The sequence below is a fragment of the Neisseria sicca VK64 genome, assembly GCF_000260655.1.
Lineage (GTDB): Bacteria > Pseudomonadota > Gammaproteobacteria > Burkholderiales > Neisseriaceae > Neisseria > Neisseria sicca_B.
Genome location: NZ_AJMT01000185.1, coordinates 1 through 14,813, shown reverse-complemented (window position 1 = coordinate 14,813; position 14,813 = coordinate 1). Strand labels below are relative to the sequence as shown.

Below are 14,813 nucleotides of genomic sequence, written 5' to 3'. Positions count from 1 at the left end.
ATATTTATTTTTGGTTAAGATGTATAGTGGGTTAACTTTAAACCAGTACGGCGTTGCCTCGCCTTGTCCTGATTTAAAGTTAATCCACTATATTTGGAATCAATCGGCGCGAGCGGTATGATGTTGTCCGCCAAATTGTCTGTGGTTACGTTGTTTTGTCCCGATGGATATTCGATTTGCGATTAGGCTGGTGTGTCAGAGGGAATTTGTCCTCAAACAAAAAAAGGTCGTCTGAAACTTTTCAGACGACCTTTTTTCAACAACATTTTAGCGGATGTTGACGTACGCGCCTGAGTGCAGGTCGCGCAGCAGGTTTGCTGTGGCTTGTTGGGCTTTTTGTCCGGACATGTATTGGCGTACGGCGTTGCGTTGGCGCTCTTCGGGCGTACCGGCGTCACGGACGTCGTTCAGCTTGATGATGTGCCAGCCAAATTGTGTGCGTACGGGCGGGCTGATTTGACCGGGTTTGAGCTTGTGGACGGCTTCTTCAAACGGCGCAACCATCATGCCGTCGGCGAACCAACCCAAATCACCGCCGCTGTTCGCGCTGCCGTCTTGCGAATATTGGCGCGCCAAACCGGCGAAGTCTGCGCCGCTACGGGCTTGTGCATAGATTTTGCGGATGGTACTTTCCGCGCCTGCCGCCGCGTTGTCGTTGTCGGCTTTAATCAGGATGTGCTGCGCGCTGTATTGGCGCATCGGTTCGCCTTCGGGCAGGGCGACACCTTGTTGGCGCGCGCGCTCGATGAAACTGTTGACTTCTGCATCGCTGACGCGGCTGTTTTGCATCACGGCCTGCTGGCGCACTTTTTCCATAATGATGGTGTCGGCGATTTCGCGGCGGGTCTGTGCGGACGGATTTTTCAGCGACGGCGTTTGGGCGATGACGGCATCGATTTCGGCATCGGTCGCTTGAATGTTGCGGCGTTTGCCCGCTTGAACAATCAGGGATTGGTTGACCAGTTGCGCCAGGACCTGCTGGCGGAGTTCGTCTTCGCTGATTTGCGTGCCTTTGGGAAGGTGTTGGCGCGCTTCGGCAATGGCATGTGCCAGCTGGCGCTGGGTAATGACTTCGTTGTCGGCAATGGCGGCGATGCCGTCGGAAAGGCGTACGGCGCCCGAATCGGCAGGCGTGGCTGCCGCTGCCTGTTTTGCCGCTTTCTGCGTTTTGACCGGCTTGCCTTTGGATGCGGCTTTGGGCGCGGCGTGTGCGTTCAATGCCAGACCGAGTGCGGCGGCAAGAATCAGGGGTTTGACGTTCATGGGGTAACTACCTCGTTGGTTTTGCTGTAGCCGGGAATGGCCAAGCGCAGTTTTTCAAATGGGTTGTTGCCGAGATTGCTCAGGTCTTTGAGTTGGAGATTGAAGAATACGGCGTTTTTGCGGCTGTTTTCGCCGGTCACGTAGCGTTGTCCGACGAGGCTCGCGCTCCAGCAGCCGCAATCGCTTTTGTATTCCGCGCCAACCAAGATTTCAAGCGGTTTCTTGGCTTGGATTTCGTAGTTGTAACGTGCGACGGCGTAAAGGTTTTTACGGATGGGCCATTGCGCCGCCAAATCGATTTGGCGGATTTTGTCGTAGAAATAGTTGCCGTCCGATTGCAGGTAAATGCGTTCGTTGCGGCCGTATTTGTAACGCGCGCTCAATACTTTGCCCGGCTCGGGATTGTAGCGGACGGTCGCGGCGTAGCTTTCGGCGCGGCTTTCATTTTGGTTGTAGTGGATATCGAAGCCGGCATGGATGCTGTCGCTCAGTTTGCCGTGCGCGAAGCCGACCCAGTCGGATTGGCTGCGCTCATAACGGCCGACGCTGCCGTCCAGCAATACGTTGTCGTTTTTGAAATAAAACTTCTGTCCGATGCCGGCACGGAACAGCTCGGCACCGTTGTTCGGATTGAGGAATCGGGTTTGCGCGGCGGCGGTCAGGCTGTTGGCGGAGTTGATGCGATCGTTGCCGACGTACAGGTTTTCACGGAAAAGCTGGTTGTAAGAGAAGCTGTTTTCCGAGGTGTCGAAATTGGGTAAGTCGTTTTGGGACTTGGTCGGGATGTAGTTGTAGAACAGGCGCGGTTCGAGGGTTTGCAGATAGGCTTTGCCGAACACATTGGCGTTGCGCTCGAAGGTCATGCCGGTATCGACGTTGAATATCGGCAATACGCGGCTGACGCGGCGGCTGGATTGGTTGCCGAACGAGCCTAAGTCGTAATAAGTCGCGTGTACGCCGATTTTCGGACGGATATAGCCCCATTGGTTGTTGAAATCCCAACGCACGCTGGGATACAGCACGGTACGGCTGCCGTCTTGTTTGCTGTCGTGTACGAAACGGGTGAACTGGCTGAATACGTTGATATTCGCCTTGCCTATGGTTTTCTGCCAACGTCCGGTCAGGCGCGGCATGATGGCGTAGGGTTCGTCTTTGTAACCGTTTTGGTTGGCAAGGGTCTGGTATTTCTGTACGTTCAACGCACCGTCAAAAGAGCCGCCCCAGATATTGTCGCCGTAGTTCAGCCACAGTTGGCGGTTGAGGTTGACGTTGCTGGCAATATCCTCGCGTCCGTAGAAATCGCGGTAGTAATTGTCGTCTGAAACCTGATTGAAGTTGATGCCGCCGCTGAGTTTGTCGGTCAGTTGGTGGTTGTGGTCAAACTTGATTTGATAGCGGTTGTTTTCGTGGCGTTTTTTATCGTGCGGCATCCAATCGCCGTCAATGACGCCGTTAAATTTCGGCTCGAGATAGCGGACCTGTCCGCCAAGCTGCACACCGCGCGAGCTGATGATGCCGGGGCGGAAGGTGGCGTCCAAGTTGGGGGCGAGGTTGAAATAATAGGGAAGGGCGAGTTCCAAACCGTCCGAACCGGTTGACAAGGTCGGCACCAACAGACCGCTCTTGCGATGGCCGTTGAGCGGGAAATCTGCCCAAGGCGTATAAAGTACGGGAACACCGCCGAACACCAGCGATGCGTCTTTTGCTACACCTATGCCCGTTTCCTGATCGGTTTCGATGCTTTTCGCTTTGATGAACCAACTCGCATCGCCGGGCGAGCAGGTATTGAATTTGGTATTGATGAGCTTGTACAGCCCTTTGCCTTTCATTTCCGCCTTTTCGCTGACGCTTTGGAGGCGGCGGCCGTCTTTTTCGGCATCGACGCGGACGTATTCGCTCGAGCCGGTATTGTCTTTCAGGTTGTACACCAAAGTATCGCCGCTGACGGTCGAGCCGTCTTGATACAGCGTAAAGCGGTCGCCCGCCCTGACGGTATCGCTGGTTTGGTCGTAATCCGCCCAATCGGCGTTCAACACTTCCTGATTGCGTTCAATGATGACATCGCCTTCGGCGCGGACGGCGACTTTAGACTGTCCGGCAACCTTGTCCGCAATCACGCGGGTGTAATCCTGCGGCAGGGGGTCTTCGCCGCTGCGTTTGATTTCAGGCTGTTTGTTTGCTTCGGAAGCCTGATGCTGGCAAAACAGGCAGGTATCGCCCAAGGACAATTTATCCTGATCGGCAGGACGACGGTTTTCCCCGCTTTGAACCGCAGGCGGGGTGGCCCTTACCGGCTCGTAATCGGCAGGTTGCGGCAAAGATGCATTTTGCGCATATGCCCCTCCCGCGCCGAAGCCGACGCTTAACGCCAAAACCAATGGTTTGAGTGAAAATAAACGAGCCAAAATCGCCCCTTAAATCGGTTTGCCAGTTAGAATAGCGGTTATTTTAACCTGAAAATCCGCGACACCGCTATGCAACGACAAACCGAATTACAAAATTGGCTTCGCGCCGTCTATCCCGAACAAAACTTCGAATTGAGCTTCGCCGCCGCCGATGCCGACTTCCGACGCTACTTCCGCGCTACGTTTGCCGACGGCAAGACCGTCATCTGCATGGACGCGCCGCCCGACAAAATGAGCGTCGCTCCTTACCTAAAAGTGCAAAAACTTTTCAATATGCTTAACGTTCCCCAAGTATTGCACGTCGACGAAGCACAAGGATTTATGGTGCTCAACGACTTGGGCAGCACCACTTTCCTGACCGCCATGCAGCAAGAGCAAGGCACGGATGCACACAAAGCCCTGCTGCTTGAAGCCATAGACGAACTGGTCGAGCTGCAAAAAGCCAGCCGCGCGGGCGAATTGCCCGAATACGACCGCGACATCATGCTGCGCGAAATCAACCTTTTCCCCGAATGGTTCGTCGCCAAAGAGCTCGGACGCGAACTCAACTTCAAACAACGCCAGCTTTGGCAGCAAACCATAGACACCCTGCTGCCGCCGCTGCTTGCCCAGCCGCAGGTGTACGTCCACCGCGACTTCATCGTCCGCAACCTCATGCTCACCATCGGCCGACCCGGCGTACTCGATTTCCAAGACGCACTCTACGGCCCGATTTCCTACGACTTGGTTTCCCTCCTGCGCGACGCCTTCATCGAATGGGAAGAAGAATTCGTCTTGGATTTGGTCATCCGTTACTGGGAAAAAGCCCGCGCCGCCGGATTGCCCGTACCCGCCGCGTTTGACGAGTTTTACCGCTGGTTCGAATGGATGGGCGTACAACGCCATCTGAAAGTCGCCGGCATCTTTGCCCGCCTGTACTACCGCGACGGCAAAGACAAATACCGCCCCGAAATCCCGCGCTTCCTCAACTACCTGCGCCGCACCTCCCGCCGCTACACCGAGCTTGCTCCGTTGTATGCGCTGTTGGTTGAACTGGTCGGCGATGATGAATTGGAAACCGGCTATACGTTTTAGCCTTTTGTAACGGAAACAGCCTGTGTCGCCCAACGGTGCAGGCTGTAAAACCATTCCGTTCAAACATCTTGTCATCCGATCTGTTCCATTTTAAGTGATTTTATTAGATCTGAATGGTATAAAAAATGGGGCAATCGTTTTGGAGAGTATAAGTATTATGGATTTAGAATGAAGTCTTACCTATAATGTTCTTTATTATGGGAGATTAGATTTGTGGATTTAAACTAAAAAAGAAGGATACGTGAATATCCTTCTTTAGGTTAATTAGTAAACACTACTTAACCAATCATTGAACAAGTCATTATTGGCTTGTTCGTGCAATGCTAAGATATGTTCTTCTTCTTGCGTTAAAGGATCATCTAGCATTGACTTTTGTTTGATCACTTGGACCAAATAGTCAAAATCCACATTTCTCACCTCCTTTCCTTTACATTGACCTAAATTAAAATCCTCTACTCCTTTTTACGGGAGTAGAGGATTCTTTTTTAAGTCTGTTTGTAAATTACAAAATTAATTAGGTTTTTCTGCTAAGAAGAAACCAGCTAAAGATACGACTAAGTCTAAGTCGTCTTCCTGTAACTTATCACCTTCTTTTAAGGAAGGGATTTTAGTAATGTACAATGGCATTATTACAGGATTTACTGTTTCGTATAGTGTATTTGGCATTAGACATTCTGAAGGAGTTACTTCTATATCGAAAGTATTGTCTTCTGATTGAGTAATACCATTAGCTATTGCCTCAATACTGTCTACAGGAATAGGTTGTTTATACTGAATACATTTCACTAAAGCTTCGCCATTAAAAACGACATAGAGTGGTTTAGTCGATAGCTCTTCAATCTGTTTTAAAACAGGATGATCTTTATACTTTTCTTTATTACTGGATAACAAAGAAAGAATACCAAATGAATCAACTAAAGGGAATATGTCTTTCATGATTTAGTTACCTTTGAAATGACCCATGATTTCTTTCATGATTCGGTCATTATTGTTGTAGGTGAAGTCGAGTACCTTTTGCAGATTCTCAGCTAGTGTTTCACTTAAAGAATCTTTATGGGTAGCTTCTACTTGATAACGAGGGCCTGCAATGAAATAAGGTACGGCTTCTTTATCTTCGTATACGAAGTGTACACCATGATACTCGATATCAGGATCTGGATTGAACGCTACGTTTTCTACCAATACTTGATGTAGTTTGAAAGGAAAGGCCTATGCCCAAATACTCCGATATCTGCGCCGCCGCCCGTGCCGGCGATTTGGCTGCCGTGCAGGATATAGTTCAAGCTGATCCCCAAGCCGTTTTCACGACAAACAAATACGGCTTCAACGCGCTGCACGAAGCACTTGTTGCCGATAATTGCGGCAATGTCAATTTTGAATTGGTGCGGTTTTTGGTTCATGCTGGCTGCCCGATCAATCAAATCAGCAAAGGCAGCCACCCGCGTTCGCCGCTTTGGATAGCCGCTGAATTCTGCCCCGACACTGAAATCGTACAATTCCTGACCGACAACGGCGCAGATTTAGCCACGCTGGAATCCGACGGTAGGCATGTGGTGGACTGCATTGACAATCTCCAAGAACAAAAAGCTGTTCAACAACTACTCAGCACACTGACGGGACACCCGCTGCCCGAACCACCCCCGCCGCCCAAATATCCCGAACACCGCACCGATACCGCCACATGGCGTAAAACCACAGCTGCAATCAAAAAAGCCTTTGCCCAACTGGAACGCGCAGGCATCATCGCTATACCCAACGCAAGCTATACCGTTGGAGAATGTATTGCCGAATGCTTCGATAAATTGGAACAACAGCCCGACTGCAGCCGTTTCATGGGTTACTGCTTCTATACTGAGCCTAATAAAAATCGGGCAAGGGAATTTGGTTGTCTATACCTGAATTACGGCATGATTGCGGAGGATGAAAGCGGTATTGCTGAATTGGCGGATAACATAGTTTCTTTATTGCAGCAGCAAGGCTTCGATGCGGAATGGAGTGGTAATCCGGATGATTACATCAATGTATGGTTGCAACCGTTTTACGCTGCCCTAGCAAGCTAATCAGTTTCACTATATTTTTTTATTCTCTTAATTGTTCGGGCATTTTGAGTTAGTGATATCAGATAAAAAGGTCGTCTGAAAACCTGATTTCAAGTTTTCAGACGACCTTTTGCATTCATGCCGGTCCAGCCTTAGCGAAAACTAAGCCTCCGCCACGGAATCGCGGCTGAAGGTTTTTTCGCAGTAGTGGCATTTGAGCTTGGTCTGCCCGCTTTGTTTGCGGACGTAGAAGCGGCTTTTCACCGGCTCGCCGTGGCTGGCGCAGTTGGTGTTCGGGCAGCGGAACACTTCGGCGATTTCGTCGGGCAGGGTGAGCAGGCGTTTGTTGATGACTTTGAAGTGGTCGATGGTGTTGACGACGGCTTCGGGGGCGAAGAGGGCGAGGCGGTTGGCGGCGTTGTCGTCCAGCCAGACGCCGGTGATTTTGATGATGTCTTTGCTGCCTTGGGTTTTGCTGGGCAGGTTGAAGCCGACGGTGACGGCGCTGCCGTAGTGCAGCAGTTTGAATTGGCGCAGGATAATCAGGCCTTTGCCTGCGGGGATGTGGTCGATGACGGTGCCTTTTTCGATGGCTTCGACGCTGAGTTTGGGGGTTTCCATATTTGCTCCTTATACTTCTTCGTTCAACACCAGCGATAAAATCGCCATGCGGGCGTAAACGCCGTTGGTTGCCTGCTCGAAATAGTAGGCGTGCGGCGTGGCATCGACGTCGGGGTGGATTTCATCAACGCGCGGCAGGGGGTGCAACACGCGCAGGTTGGGGCGGGCGTTGGCGAGCATGGCGGCGTTGAGGTTGAATTTGCCTTGGATTTTGGCGAACTCTTGTTCGTCGAAGCGTTCGCGCTGGACGCGGGTCATGTACAGGATGTCCGCCCATTCGACGGCGGCTTCGAGGTCGGGCAGGATTTGGTAGCGGCAGCCTGCGGCTTCGAGTTCTTCGGTGATGTATTCGGGCATGGCGAGGCTGGGCGGGGAGACGAAGGCGAATTCGCAGTCCCAGCGTTTGAGGGCTTGGCAGAGGGAGTGGACGGTGCGGCCGTATTTGAGGTCACCCGCCATGGCGATTTTGAGGTTGTTCAGACGGCCTTGGGTTTCATAAATGGTAACGAGGTCGAGCAGGGTTTGGCTGGGGTGTTGGTTGGTGCCGTCGCCGGCGTTGATGACGGGGACTTTGGAAAACTCGGCGGACACGCGCGCGGCGCCGTCTTTGGGGTGGCGTTGGATGATGGCGTCGGTGTAGCTGGAGATGATGCGGGCGGTGTCGGCGAGGGTTTCGCCTTTTTTCGCGCTGGTGTTCGCGCCGTCGGAGAAGCCGATGACTTTGCCGCCCAAGCGTTGTACGGCGGTTTCAAACGACAGGCGCGTGCGGGTGGAGGGTTCGAAAAAGCATGAGCCGATGAGTTTGCCTTCGAGCAGGTCGTCGCGCGGGTCGGCTTTGAGCTTGAGGGCGGTTTGCAGGAGCAGCTCGAGCTGTTCGGTCGTCAGGTCGGAAATGGAGATGACGTGTTGTCGGTAAAGCGGGTTGGGCATTCGGCTTCCTTTCTTCAATTCGGCAAAAACCCCGCTAAGGCGGGGTTTTACGAAACAACGACGGACGCGCCGCGGCGTGCGGTACGGGCAAAACGGGCGGGGCGGGCGTTAAGGCGCATGGGTCGTCTGAAATCGGTTTGAGGTGGCGGTATTATCGCATATTTGACGGGGTGGGGTTTCGGATTTTCGTGAAAAGGGGTCGTCTGAAAAATGGGGTTTCATCCTTTTCAGACGACCTGCTTTATTCGGTTTTGCCTGTCAGGGCTTTCATACAAAGCTGATATTCCGCCTTGCCCGTATCTCGGGCGAAGATGGCGTAGTCGGATTTGGGGACGGCGTTCAAAGCCGATTGCGGGAGGTGGTAGATTTCTTGCGCCACGCGTTCGGTTAATCCTTGAATGAAGGAGCGGCTGTAATCGTTTTTGGCAACAACCATAAAGCGTTCGTTCATTTTTTCGACGGCTTGTCCGATGCCCGTGCCGGACAAACGTTCGCCCATAGCGGTTTGAGCCATCAGTCCGACCAGGGCGCATTGGTCTTGGAAGGATGCTTCTTGCGGTTCGGCGTGTACAACAGAGAATGCGGCGGCGAGCAGGAGGGTTGCGGTATATTTTTGTATGTTCATGGTGGTTTTTTTGGAATAGAGGTTGTTGGAGCAGGCGGAAATTTACATGAAGTATTCTGTGGTGGCAACAACACGAAGCCGGCAGGATTTCAGGCGTGAAAAAGCAAGAAGGCGAAACCGTTTACCGTTTGGGCATTATCCGCGGGCGAAGCGGCGACGAACATCAGACGCAGGTCGTCTGAATTTTACTACCGGAATGATTTAAGGCTATTTGAAATAGTTTCAGACAGCCTTATGTTATTCCCTATGAATTTAAGCAGTTGCCGGAAATTTTGTGAAAACATCATAGGACGTACCGATAATTTGAGAACTTATCTTCCTGTTTAATAGTCTATTTTATTGTCGAGAATACCCCGACAGGATTCTATGATATGCAAAATCAAAATGAAGCATCCGTTAGGTGTGGGTCGTCTGAAATCGCTGTTTCCCGACTTTCTCTGCTGCTTTGGGCGGGAATTGCAGCGGCGGTGTGCTGGACTGTTGCCGATATGCTGCTGGTCGGATTCGTGCAGACGCCGGAACGTTATCCTTTGCTTTCGCAGACGCTGGCGCCGCAGTTGGGCGAGGCAGCGGATTTTGCCGTGCTGATGCAGGCCGGCTCGCCCGAGCGGCTGCTGTGGGGCGTGTTGCCAGCGACGTTTTCTGCGGCGCTGTATCTGGCGGCGGCATTCGGCGTTTACCGGCTGATGCGGCCCGGACGCACGGCCAAGGTCGGTTTTGCAGTGTTGTTTTTCGGATATGCGCTGTCGCCTTTGGGGCATGCCGGTTTTTATTTTACGGGCATGGTTGCCAAGGTGCTGCTGAATGCCGTGCCGGACGATTATCCGCCGCTACTGACGCTGTTCCGCCATTTTTACCGGATGCTGGAGGTGCACTGGATGGCCTCGGTCGGTTCGATTGCGGCGGGATGGCTGCTGTTGCTGGTACAGACGCTGCGCCGTAGGACGCTGCTTCCGCGCGCCACCGCGTGGTGCAATCCGTTGCCGGTAGGAACGGTTATTGCGGTTTCGTGCAGCCTGTTTCCGCAATCGCCCGTTGCCGCCGCGCTTGGCGGGGCGACGTTTAATCTGGCGCAGTTGGTGTTTTTTGTTTGTGCGGCGGCGTGTGTCCGCAGGCGGGGAATGGGGATACATCTGGGCTGAAATAAAACGATGCCGCCTTTGTCGGACGGCAATCATCCGCCTTGGCGTCGATGCTTGTAATACAGGTAATCCGCCGTTTCATCCCAAACTCATCACACATCATATTGCCGCTACGGCTCAAAGGTCGTCTGAAATTTAACGTTCCATTTTCAGACGACCCCTTGTCGTTTTTCAAAAAACAAAAAATCCGACTCCGGCCCCAAGCGCCACGAAGCACGGACAGTAGGGTATAATTGCGAAATATATTCTTTTGTGAAATCAATAAAAAACAAAGACGAAAAGCAGTTTTTGAAAGGTTTCACCCTAATTTCAAACTCTACACAGGAAACCGCCATGTTAGTCTGCAACCCTTACGAAGTCGTGATTCACGGCACAACCAACAAAGGCAAGATTTTCCGTCCCAGCGACTGGGCAGAACGCCTGTGCGGCATATTGTCCTCATTCACCAAAGACAACCGGCTGTCCTACTCCAACTGGGTGCGCCCCATGCTGGTGGACAACGTCCGCTGCGTCGCCGTCGATAAGAAACTCGAAGAAGACAATCCGCAGATGTTCCGTTTCCTGATGGACTTTGCCGCCGACAACGACTTGCGCATCATCGACTGCAAAGAGCTTTTGAAAGAACAGGAAGCCAAGGCGCAAGGCGAACCTGCCGAACGCGTCCCGCTGGCACAAGCCATCGAAGAAAAACACGCCGCCGAAAAAGCGCCGGTCCAAGCCGCCGCTGCCGACTACGTTTTGCGCGAAATCCCGCCCGAAGACACATCCACCGCCTTCGCCGCCCTCAGCGTCCTGCGTTCTTCATTGACCGACATCAGCAAATTCACCGAACAAATCAACACCGTCCAACGCCCCGCCGGCTACCGCCTCTTGGGTATTTTCGAAGAAGGCAAACACAACGCCGTCGCCGTCTGCGGCTTCCGCGAATCCTGCAACCTCGCCAGCGGCCGCCATATCCACATCGACGACATCGTTACCCTGCCGCAAAGCCGCCGCAAAGGTTACGCCTCCCGCCTGTTGGCAGAAGTCCGTAAAATCGGCGCGGAAACAGGCGTGACTAAAATCCACCTCAACGTCCACGTCAATCACGACCGCGTCGATGCGCACCGCCTGTATTTCAAAAACGGCTTCGAAATCTGCGCATACCATTTCCGCTGCGATCCTAAATAAACAAAAAGGTCGTCTGAAAACCAAATACGGTTTCAGACGACCTTTATAAATATAAATTCCAGGTTTCAACTCAATCTGTACTTACTCAATACATTAATTAAGAAGAGCTTTCTTCTTATTTAAATATTTTTTTATTTTCCTGATATTTTTCAATTTAAATTTTGTTTTTACATCAGTACCACCATCATATCCTGAAACGTTTTTACCTAGAATATGATCTACAGATGTAAGTTGCAGTTCACTATTTTCTTCGCCTTTATAAATTTTATATAAATGAATCGTATAATCTTTACCCTCAGGTTGAGGATAACAACAAAATTCCTCTGAAAATAGAGTAATAAGCAATGGGGGATGGCGATTATCCTTATACACGCTCACTGCTTCCAAGTTGATTTTCCTACTTGGACTATTCTCCTTTCTAAAACTTTTTAATTCATATTTTTTTCCATTAACCAATATACTGTTATGGATTATTTCTTCTATTCCATCTGTTCCGTTGATTTCGTCTATTTCTTCATTATGGATGGTAATACAGTGTGATGCCGAAAATAACGCATCATTCGTTTTGAAAAGGCTTAATTTGTAATTCTGATCATCGCATGATTTATCTTCATTTTTAATAGACTGAATTTCCTGTCCGAGGCAAAAACCGGATGAACAAAACAGTATTATAGATATGATAAAAGATCTCATGATGTAACCTTTTAAAAAAGGGGTTTAAGTAAATTGGCAAGCAGGTTGGGCGTAGCTCAATGAAGATTTTAAATTATCAAAAATTTTAGGTTTGATTTCGGCTTAAATTTGTTCAATAAAACAATTCAACCAGCCACTGTATAATTTTTGCATCTATCCGTTGAAGGAGGTTGGGGTGCAGTGGCGCAACAGGACCGCCGTCAGGTCCGCCACTCCAGCCGATATATTCGTCATCGATAGAGGGTCTTGCAAAATTTTCAGGAACCCATTCCGAAACAAATGGGGATGTATCTCGATAATAGTAGAGCAAATTATCCTTTTCATCTGCAATAAAGATTGCTGTCCTAAAACCGCTCCATCCTGTACAGGCAAAAGTTTTTCTATTTTTCAAAATTCTGCGATTATCTGCCAAAATCTTTTTTTCCAATTCTATTTGTTCTAAACGTTCTACTTTATGTTGATATAAATACTCACATTCGGGGTTATCTTTGTAGCGTAATTCTCGGTAAATTGCTTCAGGATTTTGCATGAAATATAGTCCGCAAGAACCTTCTTGATAGTTCACTAAATATTTATTTTGGTAACAATCACTGCTCACGGAAAGATTTTTTATCTCTTCTTCCATCCCCGTTATTCGCCAATACTCAACCAACCCAAATATCAATATAAAGAAACCAAACCATTTCACTATTTTTTTCTTTTTCATAAACGTTGCCTATTATTTCAAAACTACTTCAATTGGAGGGTTACAACGATATTCTTTCAAAGACGAAAATATCAGCAGATCCCCGCCTAGTCTGTTTAAATTTCGCCATTTGTTGAAATGGCTGTTCCTAACAGGGTAGAAACGGTCTTCCGGCTTAGAATCGAAAAGAGGAGGGGGCGCTGCTATATAGCCTGAGGCTACCATCCGGCTATATTGCTTGAGCCTTGCCTCATGTTTTTCATCTATAATCTCATTTTTCGTATCTGAAAGATAATGGCTATAAAACACATCAAATCCTGTATTATTCCAATGTCCTAGGTATTGATCTTCGCCATTATCGTTAAGAAAATCAAATGTGTCTCGGATATATAGATAAACACTTTCTATAATCAATTTATTTCCAGGCATGCGGTATTTTCCGATGGCAGCTGCCAAAGTGCAGCCTGCGACAGTGGCGAAAAATTCGTCTTTCAATACACTTTACAAATATTGAATATCTACGGTTTAATACAAAGTCCATCATATTGTTTAACATCGGAAATTTTCTGATTTTCATCCAGGTAAATTTCCATGGTACAAAAGGTTATATCTTCTTTTAAAAAGATAGCTGTGTCATGTTTTGATATTAAAATAATACCATCTGGCTCAGATGACCAATCGAATGGAAAATAAAAAGTTACATTATTAGTAAAAAAAGGACGCAAGTATTCCTTACTACCATCACTCCTAATTAAGGTAATACTAGTGCGCTTACCTTCATTATAGTAAAAATATGTTACCTTAGGGTGGAGATTTTTATAAAAAAAACATAATAAAAAGATACATAAAACCATTAAAATTTTTTTATTCATAATCTATAACTTATTTTTACTTTCTAAACAAGTATGCCTTTTTCTTGCATCTGGCAATTTATTATCAGGAAGTTTATTCAGCTCATCCAATACATCATTTGCAGTTAGTTTATCAGCAAATTTACCAAATTTCTTATACAAAGAAAAGCCTATATTAATTGCAGTAACATCATCAATCGGATCTCCGGCATCCCCTCCTGAACTATCTATTATCTGTGCCAAATTTGCTCCATTTAATAGCGTTTCCTTTTGAAAACCAACACTTAAACCAACATACCCATAATGTATGTTTGACCAAATATCATATCTGTAATCATAATTTTTATATTTATGCCAATGCTTTTTGAATGTCCGATTTTGTTTAAGTTTATGAGAATAAGCCGAACGCACAACTGCATAACCCTTAAATGTTTCAATGATATATTCTTTATGATCCCACGGTCTCCCCTTAAAAACACGCTCAGTCCATAATGTTTTTGCTATTATTAAATTGCGTGGATCAGGCTGTGTCAATAACCTCACTATAAGAGACGAATTTTTCCACTCGTTGAACCTCTTCGTATACTCCTCTTCAGAAGCGTAATATCTAATATTCTCCGCTATTTTACTCCGAGTGTTCTTTTTGATTTCTCTGACTATATACTCCGCCACCTTTACCGCACCATCGATTTTATGTTCGCAAGGAGTCGTAATTTTCTGCTTGACCAAAAAATTATCTCCTTTGACAAATTTTCCTTTTGTCGTCTTCAATTCATTTCCCATGATTTTCTTCTTCCTTTAGATGTAAGTGAATTTTGGCAATACTGGCTTTTTCGCTGTAAAACACCTGTGTCATTCCATTTTCGTCTGTAACACCTTCCAGCTTTTGATAATCGGATAAATAAACCGTGTATTTCTTATTGGCATGCGGGAGATTATTATCATCCGTCAGTTGATATTGCAACTTGTAAGTCCCTGTCATTTTAAAAAGTGGCAATGCCGGAATGGAAAGACTTTCCACCCCACCCACCTCCATCGGCGCCTTCACCCTAACCAGCTTCGGACTCCCAATCTCCACCTCCCCATTCGCCAGTTTGATATACGCCCCCTTGCAGGTAATCAGAATCTCTTCCTTCGCCGCAATGGTAATCTTTCCTGCGCTACTGGTTAACGTTGCATCCTTCAGCGCATTCAGCTGCAACTCGTCATTCTGTGCCTGCACTTCCACTTTGCCCTGATTGGCCTGCACCTTGATGCCGCTGCTTTGCGCAAACAGGTTGAGGCTTTCTGCCGCATGGGCGGTCAGGCTTTGACC

At 48.6% G+C, this 14,813-nt stretch carries 16 protein-coding genes; 4 read left to right on the top strand and 12 right to left on the bottom strand.

Annotated elements, in window-relative coordinates; all coding sequences use genetic code 11:
* Nucleotides 1-267 precede the first annotated feature (267 nt).
* Together HMPREF1051_RS10735 and HMPREF1051_RS10730 are read right to left on the bottom strand one after the other, a co-directional pair.
* A complete protein-coding gene (locus tag HMPREF1051_RS10735) occupies nucleotides 268-1,263 on the bottom strand; it encodes a peptidylprolyl isomerase (protein WP_003768499.1) in 996 nt (331 codons plus the stop codon).
* Nucleotides 1,260-3,668 (bottom strand): LPS-assembly protein LptD, encoded by a 2,409-nt coding sequence (locus tag HMPREF1051_RS10730; RefSeq protein WP_196794322.1) that lies wholly within the window; start codon nucleotides 3,666-3,668, stop codon nucleotides 1,260-1,262. Before HMPREF1051_RS10730 ends, HMPREF1051_RS10735 begins: the two co-directional genes overlap by 4 nt.
* 69 nt (nucleotides 3,669-3,737) lie before the next feature.
* On the opposite strand from HMPREF1051_RS10730, the gene amgK reads away from it, so the two are divergent.
* Entirely contained in the window at nucleotides 3,738-4,742 is a 1,005-nt protein-coding gene (amgK, locus tag HMPREF1051_RS10725) for an N-acetylmuramate/N-acetylglucosamine kinase AmgK (RefSeq protein WP_003768504.1), read from the top strand.
* Nucleotides 4,743-5,252: 510 nt separating this feature from the next.
* Here amgK and HMPREF1051_RS10720 read toward each other — a convergent pair.
* Nucleotides 5,253-5,678 (bottom strand): hypothetical protein, encoded by a 426-nt coding sequence (locus tag HMPREF1051_RS10720; RefSeq protein ID WP_036493030.1) that lies wholly within the window; start codon nucleotides 5,676-5,678, stop codon nucleotides 5,253-5,255.
* A gap of 275 nt (nucleotides 5,679-5,953) precedes the next feature.
* Here HMPREF1051_RS10720 and HMPREF1051_RS10715 point away from each other — a divergent pair, with 275 nt between their 5' ends.
* Nucleotides 5,954-6,802, top strand: coding sequence for an ankyrin repeat domain-containing protein (locus HMPREF1051_RS10715; protein ID WP_003768478.1), 849 nt, complete (start codon nucleotides 5,954-5,956; stop codon nucleotides 6,800-6,802).
* A gap of 141 nt (nucleotides 6,803-6,943) precedes the next feature.
* Here HMPREF1051_RS10715 and pyrI read toward each other — a convergent pair whose 3' ends face one another.
* The 3 genes from pyrI to HMPREF1051_RS10700 form a co-directional block, all read right to left on the bottom strand.
* Nucleotides 6,944-7,402 carry an aspartate carbamoyltransferase regulatory subunit gene (gene pyrI, locus HMPREF1051_RS10710; protein WP_003768487.1) on the bottom strand — a complete coding sequence of 153 codons (459 nt, stop codon included), beginning with the start codon at nucleotides 7,400-7,402 and terminating at the stop codon, nucleotides 6,944-6,946.
* Nucleotides 7,403-7,411: 9 nt separating this feature from the next.
* Nucleotides 7,412-8,332, bottom strand: a complete 921-nt coding sequence (pyrB, locus tag HMPREF1051_RS10705) for an aspartate carbamoyltransferase (protein WP_003768497.1) — start codon at nucleotides 8,330-8,332, stop codon at nucleotides 7,412-7,414.
* 241 nt (nucleotides 8,333-8,573) lie between these two features.
* A complete protein-coding gene (locus HMPREF1051_RS10700) occupies nucleotides 8,574-8,957 on the bottom strand; it encodes a hypothetical protein (RefSeq protein ID WP_003768502.1) in 384 nt (127 codons plus the stop codon).
* A gap of 371 nt (nucleotides 8,958-9,328) precedes the next feature.
* Between HMPREF1051_RS10700 and HMPREF1051_RS10695 the strand changes: the two genes are divergently transcribed.
* Both HMPREF1051_RS10695 and HMPREF1051_RS10690 read left to right on the top strand, forming a co-directional pair.
* Complete coding sequence (locus HMPREF1051_RS10695) at nucleotides 9,329-10,099, top strand: DUF6796 family protein (protein ID WP_003768484.1); 771 nt, start codon at nucleotides 9,329-9,331, stop codon at nucleotides 10,097-10,099.
* A 333-nt stretch (nucleotides 10,100-10,432) separates the two neighbouring features.
* Nucleotides 10,433-11,269, top strand: coding sequence for a GNAT family N-acetyltransferase (locus HMPREF1051_RS10690; protein WP_003768500.1), 837 nt, complete (start codon nucleotides 10,433-10,435; stop codon nucleotides 11,267-11,269).
* A 93-nt stretch (nucleotides 11,270-11,362) separates the two neighbouring features.
* On the opposite strand, the gene HMPREF1051_RS10685 is transcribed toward HMPREF1051_RS10690, so the two are convergent.
* The 6 genes from HMPREF1051_RS10685 to HMPREF1051_RS15360 form a co-directional block, all read right to left on the bottom strand.
* The gene (locus tag HMPREF1051_RS10685) at nucleotides 11,363-11,962 is read right to left on the bottom strand and encodes a hypothetical protein (protein WP_003768505.1); all 600 of its coding nucleotides are present in this window, start codon (nucleotides 11,960-11,962) and stop codon (nucleotides 11,363-11,365) included.
* 112 nt (nucleotides 11,963-12,074) lie between these two features.
* Nucleotides 12,075-12,668, bottom strand: a complete 594-nt coding sequence (locus tag HMPREF1051_RS10680; protein ID WP_003768511.1) for a hypothetical protein — start codon at nucleotides 12,666-12,668, stop codon at nucleotides 12,075-12,077.
* A gap of 12 nt (nucleotides 12,669-12,680) precedes the next feature.
* Nucleotides 12,681-13,142, bottom strand: coding sequence for a DUF6402 family protein (locus HMPREF1051_RS10675; RefSeq protein WP_269208442.1), 462 nt, complete (start codon nucleotides 13,140-13,142; stop codon nucleotides 12,681-12,683).
* 23 nt (nucleotides 13,143-13,165) lie between these two features.
* Entirely contained in the window at nucleotides 13,166-13,519 is a 354-nt protein-coding gene (locus HMPREF1051_RS10670) for a hypothetical protein (RefSeq protein ID WP_036493024.1), read from the bottom strand.
* A gap of 3 nt (nucleotides 13,520-13,522) precedes the next feature.
* On the bottom strand, nucleotides 13,523-14,281 hold the full coding sequence (locus HMPREF1051_RS10665) for a polymorphic toxin type 44 domain-containing protein (protein ID WP_003768473.1): 759 nt from the start codon (nucleotides 14,279-14,281) through the stop codon (nucleotides 13,523-13,525).
* The coding region (locus HMPREF1051_RS15360) for a DUF2345 domain-containing protein (protein WP_003768482.1) at nucleotides 14,271-14,813 on the bottom strand (543 nt) is incomplete at its 5' end. The genes HMPREF1051_RS15360 and HMPREF1051_RS10665, both read right to left, overlap by 11 nt.